General features: G+C 40.8%; 22 protein-coding genes. 10 read left to right on the plus strand and 12 right to left on the minus strand.

Going from position 1 to position 23,082, the window contains the following annotated elements:
• A partial coding sequence (locus tag ACED46_RS13030) for an ISAs1 family transposase (RefSeq protein WP_371721632.1) occupies positions 1–296 on the plus strand: 296 nt, incomplete at its 5' end.
• A 108-nt stretch (positions 297–404) separates the two neighbouring features.
• Positions 405–2,312 carry an acyltransferase family protein gene (locus tag ACED46_RS13035; protein WP_371721633.1) on the plus strand — a complete coding sequence of 636 codons (1,908 nt, stop codon included), beginning with the start codon at positions 405–407 and terminating at the stop codon, positions 2,310–2,312.
• A gap of 142 nt (positions 2,313–2,454) precedes the next feature.
• Here the strand turns inward: ACED46_RS13035 and waaA are convergent, their stop codons facing one another.
• From waaA to coaD, 6 genes are all read right to left on the minus strand, one after another.
• Positions 2,455–3,732 carry a lipid IV(A) 3-deoxy-D-manno-octulosonic acid transferase gene (gene waaA / locus ACED46_RS13040; protein ID WP_371721634.1) on the minus strand — a complete coding sequence of 426 codons (1,278 nt, stop codon included), beginning with the start codon at positions 3,730–3,732 and terminating at the stop codon, positions 2,455–2,457.
• The gene (locus ACED46_RS13045; protein ID WP_137001504.1) at positions 3,722–4,906 is read right to left on the minus strand and encodes an O-antigen ligase; all 1,185 of its coding nucleotides are present in this window, start codon (positions 4,904–4,906) and stop codon (positions 3,722–3,724) included. The genes waaA and ACED46_RS13045 overlap by 11 nt, the downstream gene beginning before the upstream one ends.
• The gene (gene waaF / locus ACED46_RS13050; protein ID WP_371721635.1) at positions 4,903–5,946 is read right to left on the minus strand and encodes a lipopolysaccharide heptosyltransferase II; all 1,044 of its coding nucleotides are present in this window, start codon (positions 5,944–5,946) and stop codon (positions 4,903–4,905) included. Before waaF ends, ACED46_RS13045 begins: the two co-directional genes overlap by 4 nt.
• A gap of 1 nt (position 5,947) precedes the next feature.
• Complete coding sequence (gene lpxM / locus ACED46_RS13055) at positions 5,948–6,928, minus strand: lauroyl-Kdo(2)-lipid IV(A) myristoyltransferase (protein WP_371721636.1); 981 nt, start codon at positions 6,926–6,928, stop codon at positions 5,948–5,950.
• A gap of 109 nt (positions 6,929–7,037) precedes the next feature.
• Complete coding sequence (locus ACED46_RS13060; protein ID WP_137001507.1) at positions 7,038–8,015, minus strand: glycosyltransferase family 9 protein; 978 nt, start codon at positions 8,013–8,015, stop codon at positions 7,038–7,040.
• 86 nt (positions 8,016–8,101) lie between these two features.
• Positions 8,102–8,584 (minus strand): pantetheine-phosphate adenylyltransferase, encoded by a 483-nt coding sequence (gene coaD, locus ACED46_RS13065; RefSeq protein WP_170967999.1) that lies wholly within the window; start codon positions 8,582–8,584, stop codon positions 8,102–8,104.
• A 177-nt stretch (positions 8,585–8,761) separates the two neighbouring features.
• Between coaD and ACED46_RS13070 the strand changes: the two genes are divergently transcribed.
• Positions 8,762–9,130, plus strand: coding sequence for a diacylglycerol kinase (locus ACED46_RS13070; protein WP_137001509.1), 369 nt, complete (start codon positions 8,762–8,764; stop codon positions 9,128–9,130).
• A gap of 125 nt (positions 9,131–9,255) precedes the next feature.
• Here ACED46_RS13070 and rfaD read toward each other — a convergent pair whose 3' ends face one another.
• Positions 9,256–10,197, minus strand: coding sequence for an ADP-glyceromanno-heptose 6-epimerase (gene rfaD, locus ACED46_RS13075; RefSeq protein WP_137001817.1), 942 nt, complete (start codon positions 10,195–10,197; stop codon positions 9,256–9,258).
• Positions 10,198–10,349: 152 nt separating this feature from the next.
• Here rfaD and ACED46_RS13080 point away from each other — a divergent pair, with 152 nt between their 5' ends.
• Positions 10,350–11,513: a nucleotide sugar dehydrogenase gene (locus ACED46_RS13080; protein WP_137001818.1), complete on the plus strand. Its 1,164-nt coding sequence runs from the start codon at positions 10,350–10,352 to the stop codon at positions 11,511–11,513.
• Positions 11,514–11,621: 108 nt separating this feature from the next.
• Positions 11,622–12,260, plus strand: coding sequence for a TetR/AcrR family transcriptional regulator (locus tag ACED46_RS13085; RefSeq protein ID WP_137001819.1), 639 nt, complete (start codon positions 11,622–11,624; stop codon positions 12,258–12,260).
• A 184-nt stretch (positions 12,261–12,444) separates the two neighbouring features.
• Here the strand turns inward: ACED46_RS13085 and ACED46_RS13090 are convergent, their stop codons facing one another.
• The 5 genes from ACED46_RS13090 to ACED46_RS13110 form a co-directional block, all read right to left on the minus strand.
• Positions 12,445–13,596 carry a murein hydrolase activator EnvC gene (locus ACED46_RS13090; protein ID WP_137001820.1) on the minus strand — a complete coding sequence of 384 codons (1,152 nt, stop codon included), beginning with the start codon at positions 13,594–13,596 and terminating at the stop codon, positions 12,445–12,447.
• Between the two features lie 150 nt (positions 13,597–13,746).
• The gene (gene cysE / locus ACED46_RS13095) at positions 13,747–14,568 is read right to left on the minus strand and encodes a serine O-acetyltransferase (protein ID WP_102424919.1); all 822 of its coding nucleotides are present in this window, start codon (positions 14,566–14,568) and stop codon (positions 13,747–13,749) included.
• A 157-nt stretch (positions 14,569–14,725) separates the two neighbouring features.
• Positions 14,726–15,772, minus strand: a complete 1,047-nt coding sequence (gpsA, locus tag ACED46_RS13100) for an NAD(P)H-dependent glycerol-3-phosphate dehydrogenase (RefSeq protein WP_371721637.1) — start codon at positions 15,770–15,772, stop codon at positions 14,726–14,728.
• Between the two features lie 178 nt (positions 15,773–15,950).
• Positions 15,951–16,418 carry a protein-export chaperone SecB gene (gene secB, locus ACED46_RS13105; RefSeq protein ID WP_004741403.1) on the minus strand — a complete coding sequence of 156 codons (468 nt, stop codon included), beginning with the start codon at positions 16,416–16,418 and terminating at the stop codon, positions 15,951–15,953.
• Between the two features lie 122 nt (positions 16,419–16,540).
• Entirely contained in the window at positions 16,541–16,975 is a 435-nt protein-coding gene (locus tag ACED46_RS13110; protein WP_371721638.1) for a rhodanese-like domain-containing protein, read from the minus strand.
• Positions 16,976–17,285: 310 nt separating this feature from the next.
• On the opposite strand from ACED46_RS13110, the gene cysD reads away from it, so the two are divergent.
• From cysD to cysN, 5 genes are all read left to right on the plus strand, one after another.
• On the plus strand, positions 17,286–18,200 hold the full coding sequence (gene cysD / locus ACED46_RS13115; protein ID WP_371721639.1) for a sulfate adenylyltransferase subunit CysD: 915 nt from the start codon (positions 17,286–17,288) through the stop codon (positions 18,198–18,200).
• 54 nt (positions 18,201–18,254) lie between these two features.
• On the plus strand, positions 18,255–19,970 hold the full coding sequence (locus tag ACED46_RS13120) for an SLC13 family permease (protein ID WP_371721640.1): 1,716 nt from the start codon (positions 18,255–18,257) through the stop codon (positions 19,968–19,970).
• 19 nt (positions 19,971–19,989) lie between these two features.
• The gene (cysC, locus tag ACED46_RS13125; protein ID WP_371721641.1) at positions 19,990–20,619 is read left to right on the plus strand and encodes an adenylyl-sulfate kinase; all 630 of its coding nucleotides are present in this window, start codon (positions 19,990–19,992) and stop codon (positions 20,617–20,619) included.
• A 2-nt stretch (positions 20,620–20,621) separates the two neighbouring features.
• Complete coding sequence (locus tag ACED46_RS13130) at positions 20,622–21,584, plus strand: DHH family phosphoesterase (RefSeq protein ID WP_371721642.1); 963 nt, start codon at positions 20,622–20,624, stop codon at positions 21,582–21,584.
• A 70-nt stretch (positions 21,585–21,654) separates the two neighbouring features.
• The gene (gene cysN, locus ACED46_RS13135) at positions 21,655–23,082 is read left to right on the plus strand and encodes a sulfate adenylyltransferase subunit CysN (RefSeq protein WP_371721643.1); all 1,428 of its coding nucleotides are present in this window, start codon (positions 21,655–21,657) and stop codon (positions 23,080–23,082) included.

Genomic DNA, 23,082 nt, shown 5'->3' on the forward strand with positions numbered 1-23,082 from the left:
TCAAGCACTACATAAGCTCAGCAAAACTAACGGCTAAAGCTTTACTAGAGAGCACGCGAGCACATTGGAGCATTGAAAATCAGATGCACTGGCGATTAGACGTTGGTTTTAAAGAAGATGAATGTCGGATACGTCGAGAGCAAGCCGGTGAGAATTTAGCAGTTATAAGACATATAGCTTTAAATCTGCTGACGGAAGAAATCAGCTTCAAAGCAGGGATCAAAAGAAAGCAGAAAAAAGCGAACCGCAATAACGCTTACCTTTCGCAAGTCCTTGCAGGGCAAGGGGCTTCGTAATCTTGCCCTGGTGAAGTCCTCCTCCCCTCCTTTAATAATGAAGATTTTTTCAATAATGAAGATTTTTTCTTTCTTTTTATAGCATTTACTTAAATCGTTAGGAACCGTATGAAATTCAGAAGTGATATTAATGCGCTAAGAGCTTTAGCTGTAGTTAGTGTGGTTTTTTTCCACTTCACGCCTAATCTACTACCTGGTGGCTTTATAGGTGTTGATATCTTTTTTGTTATCTCTGGCTTTCTAATGACAAGTATTATTATGGGGAAATTGCAGCAAGGTTGTTTCTCATTCACTAACTTCTATGCTGCACGGTTGGCTAGAATCGTACCAGCACTCATTATACTGTTGATAGTATTATTAGTGATAGGGTGGTTTTATCTTGCTCCTCAATCCTTGGATACACTTGCTCAGCAAATTCGCTATAGTGCTACTTTTACTTCAAACCTTCTATTTCATGAACAAGCTGGCTATTTTGATTCTGTATCTCGAGATAAGTGGCTTCTTCATACTTGGTCTTTATCAGTAGAATGGCAATTCTATATTATCTACCCTATTTATTTGGTTCTAACTGCGAGATATCTAGGGCATAAAAATGTTTTTTTTGCAATTAATGTATTAATTATACTTAGTTTAACATTCTGTATTTATAGTCAATTCAATGGTGATAATTCTTATTTCTTACTACAAGCCCGAGCTTGGGAAATGATGTTAGGTTCTTGGGCATACTTTTGGAAACCTAGTTGCAAGATACCTGCTTCAGTAGGTTGGTTTGGTCTCATCATATCATTGGTTTTGATAGACGAAACTAAAGTTTGGCCAAGCTTATGGACTTTGCTACCAACTATAAGTGCTCTTCTTGTGTTAGTTTCAGCAAAGAGATCGAGATTGGCTGAGATAACTGTTGTTCAAAAGATAGGGTTAAGCTCTTATTCAATTTACTTGTGGCACTGGCCTGTTGTGGTGTTGTTCTACAAATTAGGATTAAATGAAAATGTACATTATTTGATCGGAATTTTAACCTCTGTTGCTGTTGGCTATATTAGTTATTTAACGGTTGAGCAGGTACAGTTTAGACGAGATTTCCAATCAGCAAAGCAACTATTACTAGGTAGTACACCGGTTTTGGGGGTTGTTACTGTGGTTTTAGTGGCAAAAGCTATTAATAGTAACGATGGATTCACAACACGAGCTACCTTAGACAAAGAGTTAATTCAGGTTTATGAGCAACTGAAGCGTGAAAAACAGAAAAGTCCGAAGCGCAAAGAGTGTCACAGAAACATCTCAGACCAGATAGCTGAACCCTGCTATCTTTTTAGTGAAGACCCAAGCTGGGCTATTATTGGTGATAGTCATGCTGCTGAATTGGCTTACTCTATGGCTGAGAAACTTAAAGTAAATGATAACGGAATTGCACAATATACTTTTGCTAATTGTCCTCCTTCATTTAAACAGAAAGATGATTTTAGCGCATGTACTCATTGGACTAATATTATAGTAAATGATATTGCTCAAAATAAAGGCATTGATAAAGTAGTGATTGCTTTTCGTTATTCTATGCATTTATATGGAGATAATGAAAAAACCTATCCAGAGCTGCCTAAAGAACACACAGACTCTAGGCGTGATAAAATTTTAAACTCCCTGAACCAGACTTTAAATTTATTGAGTAGTGCAGGAAAAAAAGTATATATGATTATGCCGGTTCCTGAGATGGGACAAAGTGTACAGACATTGATTGATAAAGCAGCGATGCGCTCAGAAAGCTTAACAAATATAGAGTCTGCGCCTTTAATATATACTTATAAAAGAAATGAAACGATCAACCGCTTTATTCAAGAATATAGCGAAGAAGATAATAAAGCGGTGCATATGATTGATATTGAAGATATCTTTTGTGGTAAATTTTCTTGCTATGCTGTTAGAGAAGGGGCTCCTCTTTACTATGATCATAATCATCCCGGTTTACCAGTGACAGGCATCATAGCGACAAGAGTTTTAAATAGGGCTAACCAATAGTTAATATGTAAATTGTCGTCGACTTTATCTAACTGAAATTTCAACATAAAATTTGAGAGGGTGTAGTTGCGAAAAAAATATTTGGTTTAATAGATTATTTTAAGTGCAGAGATAGTTTCTTTACAATTACCCAGGAGCTAGATTAGATACATTTACTTAAGGTATATTCTAATGCTCCTTCGTTTTCTTGATAGACTTTGAGTGCATTTGAGCTCATAGTTGAGGCCGTTTTTCTATCATGGAGTAACTCAAAGACGATATGAGCTAATTCATCGTTTGGTCGGACAATAGTAATGGCGTTGGCGATTAGAAGTTGTTGCGTAACTTCTAAGAAATTATAATAGCTTTGACCTGAGATGATCGGTAAAGCAAGTGCTGCTGGCTCAATAACATTGTGACCTCCAACCTTTTCTCCGATGAAGCTACCACCCATGATGCACACATCTGCCATAGATAAGTACATGAACATTTGCCCCATCGTATTCCCGACCAAGACTTGAGTATCCGTGGGGGGATTTGACAAGTCAATGTCAGTCATCTTCATTGTATTGAGTTGGTAGTTATAGGTTGATAAACGATAGACTTCATTAAACCTTTCAGGATGACGAGGTACAATAATCAACATTGTTCCTTCGTTGAGTAGTTCAGAGCGTGTTAAAGATTCTATAATTTGTTGCTCTTCATTCGAATGAGTACTGCAGGCGACTATCACTTGCTTCTGAAAAGCGTGTTTTAAATTTTTACCTTGCTGAACTTGTTGGCTAGGGATTGAGATATCATATTTCAAATTTCCAGAAACACAGACTTGGCTTTGCTTAGCTCCAAGTGCTATAAAATTGGTTTTATCTCTCTCGGACTGACATATGATATTTTTAATTTGACCGATGAGTGACTCGACAATTGATTTTATCTTCTGATAGTTTCTTAAAGATTTATCAGATAGGCGTGCATTAACAATTTTGATGTCAATATTGTTGTTACCAAGAACCTTGAATAAATTCGGCCACAACTCTAATTCCATTATGATCAGTTCATCTGGTGAAAATCGAGATATGAAATTATTGATAAAGAATTTAAAGTCGATAGGCATATACCGGTGTTCAACAAGGTCTGCTAAACGTTTGTTTACTTCGTTAGCGCCAGTTGAAGTGGTTGTCGTCATTAACAAAGTTGTATCGGGTTTACTTTTTTTTATCTGTTTGATTAACGGTTCTATTGCAATAACTTCACCTACTGAAACCGCATGAATCCAAGTTATGTTCCCACTTTGTTGCAAAGACTCGCTGTATCCGAAGTACTCTTTCCATCTTTTACCAATACGAGGTTTATTTGCTTTGGGTTTTAAGAGCTTGTACAAATAAAATGGTGCAATAATAGCTAGCAAACAATTATAAGTTACGTAGAATAATTTAATCTTCAACAGGTTTCTCCTCTAACAACAGTAAAAGGAGTACACCAAAGAAAACTAGTGAGTAAATCTTTTGTAGAGGTACATCTGTCATGGCTGATGTAAAGTAGCTCGCTCCCACGATTAATACTGGAGCCAAAGCTATATTTTCATTTTTCCACGCAATATATATAGGGTAGATAAACCACAACAAAGTAATAAAAACCCCAATAAATCCGTAAATAACAAGGTTGTGTAAGAATTGGTTGTGAAAACTATTTAATCTTGCTGCTGTTTTACTGATTAGCCCTTGTTCGTTAAGAGACTCTTTCAGGTTCGAAAAGTTGTCAGTGCCGTACCCTAGTAGTTTAGGAGGTGTGCTAATTTGTAGTGCTGCGTTATACATCTGAAGTCTTAGGCCGATAGAAGAACTTAAGTTACCTTCTGCTAAGTGTTTTATCTCACTTATCGTGTAGTTATAACGATTTTCTATAGTGTCTTTAAAAATTGACGAGGCTATGAATGTAGTACATAGAGCCAAACATAAAAATATAGTACCAGATTTTAGATTGGTGATAAGAAATGATGCTAATATCAAGGTGCTAACTGCGGATAATGACAATAAAGCCCCTCGGGTTCCGCTCAAAAATATAGAGAACACATAAAGAACAAAAGCTAACAGCATAATAAGCCTATGAGTGTTGTTCTGTACTTTAATACTATGATAAAGCGACAAACAAGCAGCAGCACTCATTGCAGTAGAGTAAGGAATAGGATTGATATTCCATACCTCTCTTGGTATGTTAAGGTAAACCGCATTGTATATCATATAAAACAGGCCAATTAAGCTAAGTGTTAATAAAGGCCAGTGTATATGATCTCTTATTTTAATGAGTGTTTCACTTGGTGTAAATATACCTAAAATTAATAAGGTAAGAAGTCCTCTCATCTCATTATTATTATACCCGTGCATTTCCTTAGAAAGGACAGCATAAGTTGCAGCAAGAGCGAATAAAGGCAATAATCTCCGCCTCTTGCACCAGTTGCAAATTTGCTTGAAACCAAAAAGGTATGCAGACGATAATGCAGCAATAATAGTACTGAACATCGCGACTTTATAGCTATCTGAATATGAAAATAGGCCACTAAATGCCCAAATAATCGGAAGATAGAGGAGTGGTATTAGTATTGGATGGATTGACTTCATTTTAAGCACTTTATTACTTTATTCGTTGGTAGTTCTTTCAAGCACTTCAAATGTCCTAGCGGACACTCACGTTTAAAACATGGTCTACACTCGATGTTAGTATGTACAATTTCAACATTTCTAGCCAATGGCGGCGTGTATTTGGGGGATGTAGAGCCATAAATGGCGACTATGTTACATCCAACAGCTGCAGCTACGTGCATCAAACCAGAGTCATTGCTGATTACGGTCTCACAAGCACCGAGTAAATCAACAGCTTCTATAAGGCTAGTTTTTCCTGCAAGCACATGGACGTTATCCATGAGTTTGTCAGATACTAAGTTTTTGATGTTTTCGCATGCTTCTACATCTTTTTGTGAACCAAATAGCCAAACCTGCTTACCTAATTTACATAAGTGCTCTGCTACTTCTGCATAATGTTGTTCAGGCCACTTTTTTGCAGGGCCAAACTCAGCGCCGGGGCATAATCCTACTGCAGCAACATCAGCTATGTTTAGGTTAAATTTATTAAAAGCAGCTTGCTGTGCTTTATCGTCTATTTGTAATTTCGGTCTAGGTAAGTTGTCAAGCCCGCCCAGAGAGCTCGAATCTATCATTTCACTGCTTGGATGAGCCAGTGCTACATAACGCTCAACCATGTACTCGAACGATTTCATATTGTCACGGCGATCATTAATAAATCCAAACCTCATTTCGCCTTTCCAGCCCACCCTTTGGGGGATGTTTGCAAACCAAGGAATGAGAGCGGATTTTGCAGACTTAGGAAGAACATAAGCGATATCATACCGTTCTTCACGTAAGGTTACCCCTAGCTTACGGCGCATACTCAGATTAAATTCACCATGTCCTATTGGCATGTCGATTGCCGTATGGATTTCTTCCATTCTTTCTAAAATAGGTCGACACCAAGCGGGAGCCATAACATCGATTTGCGCTTCCGGATACTTTTGCTTGAGTGTAGTGTATAAAGACTGGGACATCACCATATCCCCAACCCAAGAAGGTCCGATAATTAATATTTTTTTATATTTGGAAGTCATGTTATTTATGTTCGCTTTCACGTTCTAAGCGATAATGATTTTTGCCGTCAGGTTGAGTTCTTAATAGCCTTAAGGTCCACATATATTGCTCTGGGTTCACTGAAGCTTTAGTTTCAATGTAGTGGTTCATAGTTCTAGCATCTTTTTCTTCTGAGCTAGAAGGGAAGTTTTGGAACCCGGGATCAATGTGAATGACATACTTTCCTGTTGTTGAATCAATCATTGCATAGATAGGTACTATTTCTGCACGACTAACTTTCGCCAATTTCCCTAAACCGGGCAGAGTCGCTTTCTGGGTAGCAAAGAAATCAACAAATATACTGTGTTCTGGGCCGTGATCTTGATCTGGTAGGTAATAACCTAAGTAACCATCTCGCACAGATTTGATGAATGGTTTGACGCCACCGCTTCGTTCATAGACTCTACCACCGTACTGTACTCTTTGACGGTGCATCAACCAGTCTATAACTTCATTCTTTTGTTTTTTTGCCATGGCTGATACAGGCATACCCATAGAGGCGAACAAAATAGCGGGAACATCAATCGCCCAAGTGTGTGGGACCAAAAGAATGACATTCTTACCTGAATCTAGAATAGTTGTGAGGTTGTCTATCCCTTTTATGTCACACTGTGATTTTAACCAATGCTTGTTTCTTAAACTAAGCAAGCTGAAGCCCATAAGGAAAACGCCTGAGGTAACAAGCAATTGATGTATAATATTTTGTCGTTCACACTCAGACTTTTCTGGAAAGCAAAGCTTTAAGTTAACCCATGCATTTGCTACGGTTCCTTCACGTTTTTGCGTAAGTCGAGAGGCAATTTTATCGGCTATCCAATATCGTCCTTTAAATGGAAGTAAGGCCATTGGAATTGCAAGGAGTACGAGTAACCAGGTACTCCAATATTTTGGGGCAAGAAAATGCAGGGAGAAACTCGGGTTATAGGCTAACTCGTCAAAATCATTACGAGAGGATTGGCTCATGAATATTCCAAAGTTATTGAGTGGCAATGACAGGATAACGGTTTCAGTATAACACTTATCTAATCAGCAAACTATTTCGCTATTAAAGAGGCTAAAAATCGCGACCAAGTTACTGTAAATTTAACATCGCATTACCGCAGGCGATGACTTTGTCGGTGCTTATTGATTCTATACTTCCGCCCGGGTCACTGGGCAATAATGGTAAGGACCGGTCTGTAAACAAAAACCATTCTTTGATGACTTCTTGCGGCATTTTCTTTAGGTTATTTGAACCCCAACCAAACATCATAACTAATGGATTCTGCATCATTTGAAATATATGAGCAGGCCCACAGTCATTTGCAATTGTAAGTTTAGCTTTTCTTGCCATGGCGACAAGCTGTTCAATGGATGGCGAATTAAACACGACGACTGGCACACCATGAAACGAACTAGGCAGGACATCATTGTATTCTTGTTCTTGAGGTCCAAGAACAATATACACAACGTCTAATTGTTGATTACTCTGTAGTATAGATTCTGCTGAATCAATAAATCGTTGTATCGGCCACCGTTTAAAGCTGCCTGCGCCTCCTCCAGGTAGGAGTACTAGTGCGCTGTTAAAGCTGTCAATATCATGGCCTTCGGCGATCGTATCTATTATTGATGTTTGATAGTTTGTATTCTTCGCACCATTGAGAGCTTGCAAGTGTGCATTAGCAATATAACGATCTTTTTTAGGTATTAATGCGTGATAATCGTACGCCTTAGCATTAAGGTTTTGGGTGCTATGGCTAAATTTCTCTTTGGCATTGACGAACGGCATTATCAAATGGTGCAACTTTAAGCTATTGCGGCGTAGGTTAACGAGCACATCGTAATTGTGAGAGTTTATCTTTTTGAGTAACGACGGAATAGACACGTCTTTGTATTCAATTACATCGTCAGCACCATTGTTGACACACAGCCATGTTGCAGGTTCGTTGACAGTCCAGACTGTAATTTGGCACTCGCCATAATAGTCTCTTAAGGCACTGATTAGCGGAAGTTGCAATACAACTGAACCAAAACGTCTACGTCCAGGGGTGAAAATTGCGATTTTTTTCAAAACAAAGACTCAAGTTTGCTAGTAGATTGGTTCAGTTGATATTAACAACTCAACATAACTTAATAAACCGACTTAGAATAAAAAACTTATCTAGTTTTTATTTTTTTTTCTAGGTTGCTATTGACTACTTTTGGGACAAATTGAGTGACATTGCCGCCATGAATGGCCACTTCACGTACTAGAGTTGACGATAAAAACGCATATTCTTCTGCTGGTGTTAAGAATATGCTCTCTAGATTTGGCATGAGCCTACGATACATAGTGGTCAGACCAAATTCGTACTCAAAATCCATTGTGGTTCTGAGGCCACGAACCAGTACATTTGCATTTTGTTGCTTAGCAAAGTCAACCAATAATCCGCTGAACCCTAAGACGGACACATTGGAAAAGGATTGGCATACTTGCTTAAGTAATGTTACTCGCTCATTTAGGTCAAATAAGGTGTTTTTACTAGGACTAGCAGCTACACCTACGACAACCTGGTCAAACAATTTGGACGCACGTTCGATGATATCAAGGTGACCATTGGTCACTGGATCAAAAGTTCCTGGATAGATGGCTTTTTTCATGGCTTCTTTGCTCATGCTCTTTAAAACAAATGCATATATTAGAACACTACAGCTTTCGTTGCCATGTTATGTAGATAGTACGTATAGAAGCGGAAAATGGATAGGGATTATGCTAGAGAGAAATTGCCGTGTAAAATAGACACTCTATTGTTCATAAATTTATTTTTGGTTCTACGTATGACTCATGGCAAACCAGGTAACACAGGTCTCACCCGCATAATCAAAGCAACAGGTTATTCCATCCAAGGCTTAAAAGCTGCGTATAAATATGAAGCGGCGATCCGACAAGAGTTAGCCTTGCTATTCGTTTCTATCCTGTTGGCTTTCATCTTAGAACTATCGGCGCTAGAGCGAATTGTTATGTTAGGTAGCGTTGTGCTAATTTTTATTGTTGAGTTGATTAACTCAGCGATTGAAGCTGTCGTCGATCGTATTGGAATCGAGCAGCATGAGTTGAGTGGTCGGGCAAAAGACATAGGCTCTGCTGCTGTTATGGTCGCACTAATGTTTGCTGTATTTGTCTGGGGCTATATTCTGGTTCTGTAATATTTTGATTGTTTTCTACTAGACAATTTCTAGGGGCCTACCTAGTTAGTGCCTCAATTATAGGGGTACTAACTAGATAACATTTGTCGCCCTCGAATGGGAGGAGATCGCTCTTCTAAGAACTTTTACCCATTAACTACAGCCATATACTCAGCCACACCTTCAGCTACTGACTTAAACTTATGATCACAACCTGCCGCACGTAGCTTAGTTAAATCAGCTTGAGTAAACTCTTGGTAAGCGCCTTTTAGGTGATCTGGGAACGGGATGGTTTCAATTTCTCCCTTACCGTGATATTTGATCACTGCTTTTGCGACTTCTTCAAAGGACTCTGCATTGCCTGTACCTAGGTTAAAAATGCCAGAAACACCATTTTCTAAGAACCATAGGTTTACCGTTGCGACATCACCGACATATACAAAATCACGTTGGAATGTTTCGCTACCTGCGAATAACTTAGGGTTTTCACCGGCATTCATTTGGTTATTTAAGTGAAATGCTACTGAAGCCATGCTGCCTTTGTGTTGTTCGCGTGGACCGTAAACATTGAAATAACGGAACCCAGTGATTTGAGGTAACGTCTCGTTATGCGCTGCAGCATCCGAAGTTAGGCGGCGAACATAGTTATCAAATTGTTGTTTAGAGTAGCCGTAGACATTTAAGGCGCCTTCGTACTCTTTTTCTTCAATGAAAGTATCCGTCTCACCGTAAGTTGCGGCAGAAGAAGCATATAGGAATGGAATTTCACGTTCAATACAGTAGTGCAACAACTCTTTTGAGTATTCATAGTTGTTCAGCATTACGTATTTGCCATCCCATTCGGTCGTCGCCGAACAAGCACCTTCATGGAAAATAGCTTCAATAGGGCCGAAATCATCGCCAGCCATGACTTGAGTGAGGAAGTCGTCGCGATCCATGTAATCTGTTATGTCTAGGTCAACAAGGTTTTTGAACTTCTTGCCATTTTTTAAGTTGTCGACGACTAGAATATCGTTGTGGCCAGCATTATTGAGTGCTTTAACGATATTACTGCCGATCATACCTGCGCCGCCTGTTACGATAATCATATTTCTTCTACTCTTTTGAATACTAAACTATCGCGAGTATAGCAAGGAATGGTAAAGGCGAGCTAGTGGAATAATTCCCTAAGCGGAGTATGATATGCGAAGATTAGTCTTAGGTTAGTGCGTAGTAAGCACTCGAAATTATAGGTATTACTATGAAAATTGCAGTTGCAGGGACTGGGTATGTTGGCCTGTCTAACGCGATGTTGTTGGCGCAGAATCATGATGTTGTTGCTGTTGATATCATCGAAGATAAAGTATCGATGCTAAATAATAAGCTATCACCAATCGTGGATGCTGAAATTGAAGAATTCTTAGCAAACCGAACTTTAAGCTTTCAAGCAACCACCGATAAACAAGTGTATCAAGATGCGGATTTCGTGATTATTGCGACGCCAACCGACTATGATCCTAAAACTAATTATTTCAATACCAGTTCCGTAGAGTCGGTGATCTGTGATGTGATTGCAGTAAATCCTAAAGCTGTAATGGTCATCAAATCAACGGTACCTGTTGGCTACACCGAACGCATCAAACAAGAACTGAACTGCGAAAATATCATGTTCTCCCCTGAGTTTTTGCGCGAAGGTAAAGCGTTACACGATAATTTGAACCCTTCTCGAATTATCGTTGGTGAGTGCTCTGAACGAGCTAAAGTGTTTGCAAACCTTCTAGTTGAAGGTGCTGAAAAAGACAATATCGATGTTTTGTTCACTAACTCTACGGAAGCTGAAGCAGTAAAACTTTTCTCTAATACTTACCTGGCAATGCGTGTTGCATATTTCAATGAACTTGATTCTTACGCGGAAGCGCATGGCTTGGATTCTCGCCAGATCATTGAGGGTGTGGGCTTAGATCCTCGAATTGGTAAGCACTACAACAATCCTTCGTTTGGTTATGGTGGCTATTGTCTACCGAAAGATACCAAACAACTATTAGCCAACTACCAAGATGTACCAAATAATATTGTTGGTGCTATTGTTGACGCTAACCGTACACGCAAAGATTTTATTGCGGATTCAATCATCAAGCGTTCCCCTAAAGTGGTCGGCATTTATCGCTTGATCATGAAGGCCGGTTCGGACAACTTCCGTGCCTCTTCAATCCAAGGGATTATGAAGCGTTTGAAAGCGAAAGGCATCGAAGTGGTTGTGTTTGAACCAGTATTACAAGAAGAGCACTTCTTCAACTCGAAAGTCTATTCTGACCTTGCTGAATTTAAAGCAGTATCTGATGTGATTGTTTCTAATCGAATGGTAGAAGAAATCGCAGACGTGGCAGACAAGGTGTACACTCGAGATCTGTTTGGTAGTGATTGATTTGGTTCTATTTTAGCTCGTGCTAATTAGACCAGATGTTAACAGCTCGATCTATCTGTTTAGTGGCGATATACTGAACCACTAAATGGATAGGGATACTAATAAATAATGAAAACACGTGACAAGATTGTTTACGCTGCTTTAGAGCTTTTTAATGAGCATGGTGAACGTAGTATTACGACCAATCATATTGCTGACCACATCGAGATCAGCCCTGGTAACCTCTACTACCACTTTCGTAACAAGCAAGAAATTGTCCGTGATATCTTTACCCTCTACTCTACTGAATTGCTTGAAAGGTTTACTCCCATCCAAGGTCAGAAAGAAAGTCTGACGTTATTGAAGCACTACTTAGATTCGATATTCACTTTGATGTGGAAGTACCGATTCTTCTACGCAAACCTTCCTGAAATCTTGTCTCGTGACGAGCAACTTCACCTCGATTACATGGCTGTGCAAGAAAGATTGCAAACCAATCTTGTCGATATTATGAGAGCTTTTGTTGAATTGAACTTGCTGAAAGCGTCCGACTCAGAGATGAAGTCGATGGTGACTTCCCTTCACTTGATTGCATCGGGTTGGTTGGCTTACCAATCAGCAATGTCTCCAAAAGCGCAAATAACGGAACAAGTTGTTCATCAGGGTATGTTGCAGATGATCGCGACCGTTAAGCCGATTGCGACCGCGCAAGGTTTTGAACAGCTGACATTATTGGAAGATGGCGTAAGGGCGTTGAATTGTAAATAGAAGATTCGGGTAACGAGATACGAGTAAACGAAAAGCAGGATAGAGCGACGACGAGGCTAGCCTTTTTCATGTCACGTTTACTCTGACCTTGTGTCGGTTTAAGCTTTTCGTATTTAGATGACTCGAATCTCGTGCCTGCTATTAAGCTCTTCGCATCTCGTTTACTCGCATCCCGTATCTGCTCTTATCTAACCAACCAACTCTTTGGATTCTGAGCTTGGCTGTTTCTGCGAATCTCAAAGTACAGTGATGGGCGGGTTTGACCGCCAGTGTCACCAGCAAGGGCAATAGCTTCGCCTGCTTTCACTTTGTCGCCTTCCTTCTTGAGTAGCGCTTGGTTAAAGCCATAAAGTGTCATGTCACCTTTACCGTGATCAAGAAGGACTACTAAGCCATACCCACGCAGATACTCGGCAAAAACAACGGTGCCTGAGTAAACAGATTTAACCTGCTGACCATATTTGGCATTGATCACCATACCTTTCCAATTAACTTGTCCGGTTTGGCGTGAACCGTAGTTATGCAGAACTTTTCCTTTGATTGGCCAAGGTAGTTTTCCTTTACGCTTTGCTAAGCCATCCATAGGCACAGCGTTACGTCTTTCTCGCGCGGCTTTCTCTGCTTTGGCAATTTCTGCCTTAAGGCGAGTCTCATTACGCTGTAGCTCGGCTAAGTAATTTTTATCACCTGAGATGTTCTTCTTGATGCTACCAACGGTTTTCTTACGTTGTGTTTGGGTTTTGGCTAGCGTATCGCGCTTGGTAGTTTGTTGTTTTAATAGAGTTGCGATTTGCTCTTGTTCAAGCTGGCGCTGTTTGTGGCTTTCTTCTAACTCAAGTTGTGTTTGTTCAATTGTTTTGATTGTTGCAGAACGGGCTTTAGCAAGATGTTGGTAGTAATGGCTGATGCGATCTTCTTCGACACCCGTGTTGAGAATGTGAGATGAGGCTTTAGCACGACTTGTCATGTAGTAAGTTTGGATCAGTTGTTCCAACTTATCGGTGTTGACTTTTTTCTGAGCAGTAAGGACTTTGATCTTGGCATCTAAGCTAGCAATATTCGCATCCGCCGTATTAAGCTGTTTTTTACTATCTTGGATAGCTTTTTCGAGCGCAGCTATAGATAGCTCTTGTTTCTTTAGGCTTGCTTGTAGACTATCGAGTTTTTTTTGCTGCGAAGAGAGGGCTTTCTGTTGACGAGAGATCTCGCTAGATACACCTTTCAGTTCACCTTGAGACGCGGCAAATGACGATGTTGATAAAAGCATAGCACTGAGGCTTGCAGATATAAGAAGAGTTCGGCTGATAGCTCGAATGTGTTTCATCATTATCGTCATTTAGTTGTATTCATCTGCTCTTAATTTTTCGAATTTCGCTGAATCGAATCCATACTTGATTTTGAGACCTCCGTATCTCGGTTACTCGAACTCCGCATTTGCTTTTAATCTCTGCGTATCTCGATACTCGAATCCCGTTACTGCTGCTTTTTATATCCCATCACCATGGATAAAGCTTTGTGAGCGACCATTGAACCCTTGGTCCATATCTAGAGAAGGCTTATCAGTCTTTGGCTTACCGACAATCTTAGCGGGAACACCTGCGACCGTAGTATGTGGTGGTACAGCTTGTAGTACCACTGAGCAAGAGCCAATTTTAGCGCCTTCACCCACTTCAATATTGCCGAGTATTTTCGCACCAGCACCAATCATCACGCCTTCACGGATTTTAGGGTGACGATCACCGCCTTCTTTACCTGTACCGCCGAGAGTAACATCTTGAAGGATGGATACGTCGTTTTCGACCACTGCAGTTTCACCGATCACAATGCCCGTCGCGTGGTCGAGCATAATCGCTTTGCCGATACGCGCAGCAGGGTGGATATCTACTTGGCATGCGACTGAAATTTGGTTCTGCAGATAGGTGGCAAGCGCGATTCGACCTTGCTTCCATAACCAGTTAGCCACGCGATAACCTTGCAGTGCGTGATAGCCTTTAAGGTAGAGCAATGGCATAGAGTACATTTCTACAGCCGGGTCTCGAGTGACTGTCGCGCAGATATCACAAGCGGCCGCATCAATGATTGAGTCATCTTCTTCAAACGCTTGCTCAACCACTTCACGTACAGCCATTGCTGGCATCGAAGCCGTCTTTAACTTGTTAGCAAGAATGTAGCTGAGTGCAGCCCCTAGGCTTTCATGGTTGATAATCGTGGCATGGTAAAAACTCGCAAGCATAGGTTCTTGCTCAGACTGCTGTCGAGCTTCTTTTACAATGCATTGCCAAACTTTTTGTTGTTCACAGTGTTTCATTTTTCCATCCATTTTTAAGGGACTGATGCGAGTGACGAGACGAGAGCCTCGAAGAACTATAAGAGCAGAATCTCGTATCTGCTTTTACTTTTTTCTCATCTCGTTTACTCGAATCTCTCTACTGCTCTTGGGTTTCCCGAATTTCGTATCTGCTTCTTTATCTCTCTGACTTCTTATCTCGAGCAAGTAGATCTTGCGCAGCTAAGTGTGCGTCCTTTCCTTGATACAACACTTGGTAAATTTGTTCAACAATTGGCATCTCAACGCCCATACGTTCTGATAGTAACCAAACTTCTTTGGTGTTGCGATAGCCTTCGACTACTTGACCAATTTCTTCTTGGGCAGTATCAACATCTTTACCTGAACCTAACGCTAAACCAAAGCGACGGTTACGCGATTGGTTGTCGGTACATGTTAGTACTAGGTCGCCAAGTCCCGCCATGCCCATAAAGGTCTCTGGCTGTGCACCAAGAGCTGCACCCAGTCGACTCATCTCAGCTAAACCACGGGTAATTAACGCTGTACGTGCATTAGCACCGAAGCCAATACCATCCGACATGCCAGCACCAATCGCGATAACGTTTTTAACGGCACCACCAAGCTGCATACCAATGAAATCTGAGTTTGCGTATACGCGGAATGTTTTTCCACAGTGAATCTTTTCTTGTAGCTCTTCTAAGAAGGTCTCATCTGGTGACGCGACTGAAATAGCCGTCGGCATACCCATCGCAAGCTCTTTGGCGAAAGTAGGGCCAGATAGAACCGCTAGAGAGTAATTGTCGCCAAGCACATCGTGTGCGACATCTTTAAGTAGTCGGCCAGTTTCTGGTTCCAATCCTTTCGTAGCCCAGCAAATACGAGAATTCGCTGACAAATGAGGCTTTAAACTATTTAAAACGATACCAAACACGTGACTAGGAACGACGACTAGGAGGTCACGACTGGCTGTTACTGCCTTCTCAAGGTCTGATTCGATGATCAGGCTTTCTGGAAAGTCAATATTAGGAAGAAACTCATTATTTGCTCGCTCAGATTCAAGGCGCGTCATGTGGATAGGGTCATGTCCCCAAAGAACAACGTTTGCACCGTTACGCGCTAAAGATATAGCTAAAGAGGTTCCGTAAGAACCTGCGCCAATGACTGTCATGGCGATGTCTTTGCCGTAAGCGTTTGTCGTGTTAGTCGGGTGAGTTGTTTCTGTCATGCTTCCACCTAAAAATAATGAGGGAAATCGAAGAGTTCTGGAAAAGCTTTCTACTAAAGTAAGAAGAGCTTTCAATCTTAGTACAGTGTAAAGAAAAAATGCACACCGCAGAAGTTGCGATGTGCATTTAAAAGCTAACTAGCGTTTGAATCGTTAGAGTTAAGTTCTACTTTGAGACTTAAGCCTGTTCGCCTTCAGCTTGCTGAGCTTGGTTCTGTAGGTAGTTCATGAACAAAGCATCAAAGTTTACTGGTGCTAGGTTCAGTTGTGGGAATGTACCTTTAACCACTAGGCTAGAGATTGTTTCACGAGCGTATGGGAATAGGATGTTCGGGCAGAATGCGCCTAGGCAATGTGCTAGTTGGCCAGCTTCCATTTCGCTTGCAGAGAAGATACCACCTTGCTGAACTTCACAAAGGAATGCAGTGTCGTCTGCGTTCTTCACAGTAACCGTTAGGCGTAGGATTACTTCGTAAACGCCTTGACCTAGTTCACGGCTTTGAGTGTCTAGGTCCAGTTTTACATCTGGGTTCCACTCTTTTTGAAACATGTCTGGAGAGTTTGGCGCTTCGAAAGATACGTCTTTTAGAAAGATACGTTGGATTGCGAAGTTTTGTTGTGCGTCTTGTTGTGCTGCTTCAGCCATTTTCTTGTCCTTAAAAATTTAAATTAGGTTTTGTTCGTCATATCTGCCGGACAAAACCTTAAAGTCATATTCGTGTAATCAGGTCAGCTTACTGCTTGTCTTTAAAGGTTTTTTACCTTTAACTACTTTTTACCTTTAACCAACGGTAAGTTCGCTTCGCTCCAAGCCACTAAGCCGCTTTGCAGCACGCTTACGTTTTCGAAACCTGCTTTAACCAGCAAGTTAGCGCTTTCTTGAGCTGTTTGACCTGTCTTGCATACTACGATGATTGGGTCTGCTTTGCGGCTTTCAAGGCTACCAAAGCTATTTGCTTTGATGTCTGACGGCAAAATGTGAACTGCGTCTGTAATATGGCCCTTTTTGAACTCATCTTTAGTACGAATATCAACCACAACACCGTTTTCACGGTTAATCATGTGTGTGGTTTGCGCTGCCGTGATCTCTTTGTAGGCTGCATTTGATGTTTTGATTACGTTCGCAATGATGGCAACAACCAAGCCGATCCATACGATGGCTAAAATCATATTCTCTTGAACAAATGGAACTAACTCTTGCATATCTTGAACTCTTATTCGTTATTGGGCGAAAAATTATAGGGTAGGAGTATAGCGAGCTTTTAGGTTTTCTGTATAGGCTTTAGCTCTCAGTCTTTATTATGGAATCTATAGTTGATTTGCCTCTTGAGTTATTAAATGAGAGAATGGCGTTATTTGTTGATGGTTACTGACCTTTAGTGCGTAGTGTAGTTTCGCTTTTAATACTAATGGGCGGTAGCGTGCCTGATTAACGCAACCTATTGGTTTGACGGCCTTATGTGATTAGACGTTAAGTGCTAGTTATTGAAAATTAGATATATAGAGTATGACAATGAAGATTACCCCTGAAAAAATGACTCACTTAAAGCAATTGGAAGCTGAATCTATCCATATCATGCGTGAGGTGGCTGCTGAATTTGATAATCCTGTGATGTTGTATTCTGTGGGCAAAGACTCTTCTGTGATGCTTCACCTTGCACAAAAAGCGTTTGCCCCAGGTACCCCCCCGTTTCCACTGATGCATGTTGATACCACTTGGAAATTCAAAGAAATGATTGAGTTTCGTGATTACATGGCAGAGAAGGTTGGAATGAAGTTGATTGTTCATCAAAACCCTGAAGGTTTGGCTATGAACATTAATCCGTTTGTGCATGGTAGCTCTAAACATACTGACATTATGAAAACTCAAGGTTTAAAGCAGGCTTTAGATATGCATGGCTTTGATGCAGCCTTTGGTGGTGCGCGACGTGACGAAGAAAAATCACGAGCAAAAGAACGAGTATATTCTTTCCGTGATGAGCATCATCGTTGGGACCCAAAAAATCAGCGTCCTGAGTTGTGGAATATATACAATGGTAAAGTTAATCAAGGTGAGAGTATCCGTGTTTTCCCGCTGTCTAACTGGACAGAGCTAGATATCTGGCAGTATATCTATCTTGAAAATATTGAAATTCCGGGTTTATACCTATCAAAGCCACGCCCTGTGGTTGAGCGCGATGGCATGCTTATTATGGTCGATGATGAACGTATGGAGCTTAAAAAAGGTGAAGTCGCAGAAGAAAAAATGGTGCGTTTTCGTACTCTTGGCTGCTATCCACTAACGGGGGCTGTTGAATCTGAAGCAACAACTCTCCCTGAAGTTATCCAAGAGATGCTACTGACGACTACTTCAGAGCGTCAAGGGCGTGCCATTGATCACGATAGCTCTGGTTCGATGGAGAAGAAAAAGCGTGAAGGTTACTTCTAATTCGGGCTAGGACTGTTGTCTCGTTACTTTGAATATTACTTGAGTTACCAGAGTATGATTGTCACCGCGTGTGTTCTTGTTGGATTGATTGCAACATTAATAAGTAATCGCTTTCGAACTAGTTACGTGTTTATTTGTGCTGTTGCCGTACTCTATGTATTCGGACAAGTTTCTCAAAAAGTCGTTTTCTCAGCTGCTACAAATAGTTCTGTCATCACATTGCTGCTTCTACTGCTTTCTTCTCTTGTGCTAGAAAGGACAGCTTTACTTAATTGGGCGGCTAAAACTCTGTCTCATAGTGATTATTGGCAATCTTTACTTCGGTTAGGGGGACTAGGGGCGTTGAGCTCTAGCGTGCTAAACAATACTGCGGTAGTAGCAACCCTAATGGGGAGCGTACTAAAAAATCCGTTTCATGCCCCCAAAAAGCTCCTCATACCCTTGTCATATTTCTCTATTCTTGGGGGAACCTTAACTTTAATAGGAACTGCAACTAACCTTGTTGTTAGTGGCTTACTCGAAGGGCAAGGCTACCCTGGATTGACAATCTTCGCTTTCTTCCCGGTAGGTGTATGTTTGTTACTTGGTTGTGGCTTGATGGTGATACTAGTCTCCCGCTTTCTGCCTGATGAACCTGTGAAGATGGAGTCATCTGGAAACTACTTTTTGGATGCGGAAGTTGAGGGAGGTAGTAAACTCGCGGGTAAAAGTGTATTGGACAACGGCTTACGTTCGCTAGATGGTCTTTTTTTGACTGAGATAATTCGTGATAAACAGCTTATATCTCCCGTATCTCCAAGTGAAAATATATTAGTAGGGGATAAACTTGTATTTAGCGGTGACGTTTCTGAAGTTAAGCAGCTTACTTCTTTTGATGGGTTAAAGCTTTACGTTGAAGAAGAATTTGAGCTCGACAAGAATCTAGTAGAAGTGTTGGTGAGTCCTGAATCTATTTTGATAGGAAAAACTTTAAAACAAGTTGAGTTTCGCTCTCGCTTTGATGCTGCGGTAGTCGCAATAGCACGACAAGGTAGACGCATCTCTGGCAAGCTCGGGGAATGTATTATTCAGAGTGGTGATAAATTCATTCTTGCTGTCGGAGATGATTTTAAAAAACGACCTAATTTATCGCGAAACTTCTTTTTGTTAAGCGATAAATCAGTAAAAAGCCCTTTATCCAAACTCCAAAATGTATTGGGAATTTTAGGTTTTATCTTTTCTATAGTTATAGCAGCGTTTACTCGTTTAGATCTGATCGAAACCTTATCTGGTTTTTTGTTGTTATCTTTGGCTTGCAATATTATAGATGGTACTCAATTGAGGCGGCGTTTCCCATTTGAGTTATTAACGATTCTCGTATCGGCTTTATGTATTGCTAGTGCATTTTCTAGTAGCGGTCTAGCTTTAGCATTGACTCAATCTTTTGAATCGGTTGCAGGGCATTTATCGCCATCTTGGATGTTGGTCGGCGTGTTGGTTTTGACTATTCTGTTAACTGAGATCATGACGAATACTGCAGCAGCCGCCATTATGCTACCAATAGCACTGGCATTGGCTACGACTTTTAATATTAATTATTTACCGCTAGCTATGGCTGTAGCCTATGGAGCGAGTGCATCCTTTATAAGCCCTTTTGGCTACCAAACAAATCTAATGGTGATGAATGCAGGGGCGTATTCTTTTTTAGATTTTCTCAAAGTCGGTTGGATGGTTACCATTTCATATGTAGTAATCGCCGCGATGACTATTCCGATGGTCTTCCCATTTTAGTTTTATATAAGTTGTAATTATGAAATCTCCTTACGTAACTAAAGATAACGATTCCGTTAGCGATGATGTTGTCTGGCATAACTCTACGGTCACCCATGAGCAGCGCGCTAAACAAAAACAGCAAACACCAGTTGCTCTGTGGTTTACGGGACTAAGCGGCTCAGGAAAATCAACGGTTGCTAATGCAGTCGAAAGTAAACTGTTGAACTTAGGCAAACACAGCTATCTGCTTGATGGTGACAATGTGCGCCATGGTTTAAACAAAGATCTTGGCTTTAGTGATACCGATCGAGTAGAAAACATTCGCCGTATTGGTGAGGTGGCTAAGTTGTTTGTCGACTCGGGCACGATTGTCCTCACCGCCTTCATCTCTCCGTTTATAGCGGATCGTGAACAAGCACGTGCGCTTCTATTACCCGGTCAATTTTTAGAAGTGTTCATTGACACTCCATTATCGGTGTGCGAACAGCGAGACCCGAAAGGGTTGTACAAGAAAGCGCGAGCGGGTGAAATTAAACATTTCACGGGGATTGATTCTACTTACGAAGCACCGTTGAATGCTGATATTCATGTTGAGACGGAAGGTCACTCTATTGAAGCATGTGCGGAGGCTGTTGTGAATCAGTTAGCTGATTTAGGGTACATTTAACCATGCACTATGACGTATTCAATGGCGATGCTGATGGCATTATAGCGCTGCTTCAGTTACGAAAGGCTGACCCCAAACATTCTAAGCTCGTTACTGGTGTGAAGCGTGATATTAAGTTATTGCAGCAAGTGGCAAAACAAAGCGATGTTAGCGGTTGTACCATCTTAGATCTTTCGATGGAAAAGAATATTGATGCTCTCTATGACTTGATTGAGCGAGATATTCCTCTTTTTTATTGCGACCATCATCGTACTGGGGAAGTGCCGCAAGCGGATAACTTTACAGCATTGATTAACTTGGATGCTAACACCTGTACGAGTTTGCTAATTAACCAACACTTAATGGGTCGATACACTGATTGGGCCATTGTTGGTGCTTATGGTGACAATTTGCTCGCTAGTGCTGAACAATTAGCCGATAGCCTCGGGTTCAACCTAGATGAAAGGGCGTTCTTAAAAGAGCTAGGTACCTTAATCAATTACAACGGTTATGGTGCGTCGATTGATGATTTACACATTGCACCCAAAGAATTATTTCAGCAATTGATGCACTATGTATCACCTTTTGACCTTAAGCGTGATTTAAGCTCTCCGTATTATACTTTAAAGCAAGGGTATGAAGCTGATAACCAATTTGTTAAGTCATTAGCGCCAAAAGAAAACTCTCATGTATCGGAAATCTACCAACTGCCTTGTGAACCTTGGGCAAGACGCATCAGCGGTGTCTTTGGTAATGCGTTAGCAAACCAATCACCAGATAAAGCTCATGCGGTACTTACACTGAACGAGTGCCAGCAAAACTTTACCGTGAGCGTTCGTGCTCCGTTAAATAATCGTACCGGTGCTGATGAAGTCTGTTGTCAATTTGCAACTGGTGGCGGTAGGAAAGCTGCGGCAGGTATCAACGCTCTTCCAATTGACCAGATTGGCGAATTCATTCAAGTATTAAATCATTTTTATAAATAGTTTTTAGTGGATTTGAACGGAGGGTGATCTCTTTCTAGATACTTCAAATCCATACAATTAAGGAAAAACCATGTCACACAGTTCAGATCTGATTGCTCAAGATATCGAAGCCTACCTAAACGTTCATGAGAACAAAGACTTATTGCGTTTTCTTACTTGCGGTAACGTAGATGACGGTAAATCGACGTTGATTGGACGTTTGTTATTTGATAGTAAGTTGATTTATGAAGATCAGATGGCGGCCATTGAAAAAGACTCGCAAAAATTCAACACAACCGATGAATCGTTTGATCTAGCGCTGTTAGTCGATGGCTTGCAGTCTGAACGTGAGCAGGGTATCACTATTGACGTAGCATACCGTTATTTCTCTACAGACAAGCGCAAATTTATTATTGCAGATACTCCAGGGCATGAACAATATACTCGTAATATGGTGACAGGTGCGTCAACTTGTGATCTTGCAATTGTGATGGTTGATGCTCGGTATGGTATCCAAACACAGACCCGCCGTCACAGTTACATTTGCTCACTACTAGGTATTAAGCACATTATTGTCGCTATTAATAAAATGGACTTGATGGAGTACAGCCAAGAGGTGTACCAAAAAATCAAAGCCGATTATCGTGAAATGGCTAAGAACTTCGACATTGACGATATTCGTTTTGTGCCAATTTCAGCCTTGAAAGGTGATAACGTGGTTACGCCAAGCGAGAACATGGATTGGTACCCAGGCGCGACGTTAATGAAGTTGCTTGAAACGGTGAAAATTGCTCAAGATAAAGATTTAGATCATATGCGTTTTCCTGTTCAGTATGTTAATCGTCCTAATTTAGACTTTCGTGGCTTCTGCGGTACCTTAGCTTCTGGCTTAGTATGTGTAGGTGATGAAATCACTGTATTACCTTCGAGAAAATCGTCAAAGGTTAAATCTATTTTTACTTATGATGGAGAGCTTGAATCGGCACAACCTGGTCAAGCCATTACGATTACCCTTGAAGATGAAATTGATGTATCTCGTGGAGACATGCTAATTCATAAAGGTTTTGAACCTCAGATCAGCAATAAATTTGAAGCGCACATTGTTTGGATGGATGAAACCCCTCTTCGCTGTCACCAAGAGTATATTTTTAAGTTCGCAACTAAATCTTGCTCTGGTAAACTTTCTAATCTTAATCATAAAATAGATGTAAATACGCTAAAGCAACATGCGAAAAATAGTGAAACATTAGCGCTAAATGAAATTGCACTATCGTCGGTCTCTTTAACTGAGAAAGTAGTAGTTGACGAGTATTCTACATTGCCGCAAACAGGTGCTTTTATCGTCGTCGATCGCAATACTAATGTAACGGTTGGAGCTGGTTTGATAAGCAAAATAATTATAGGTAGTAGGAGTCAAACTAATTTACGTAAATATACAGAATCAGAAATCGAGCTTAATGCGTATATAAGAAAACATTTTCCTGAATGGGGTTGCGTTAAGGTAGGGACGAGGTACTAA

Origin of the sequence: Vibrio sp. 1S139, assembly GCF_041439475.1 — a bacterium.
Classification (GTDB): Bacteria; Pseudomonadota; Gammaproteobacteria; order Enterobacterales; family Vibrionaceae; genus Vibrio; species Vibrio crassostreae_C.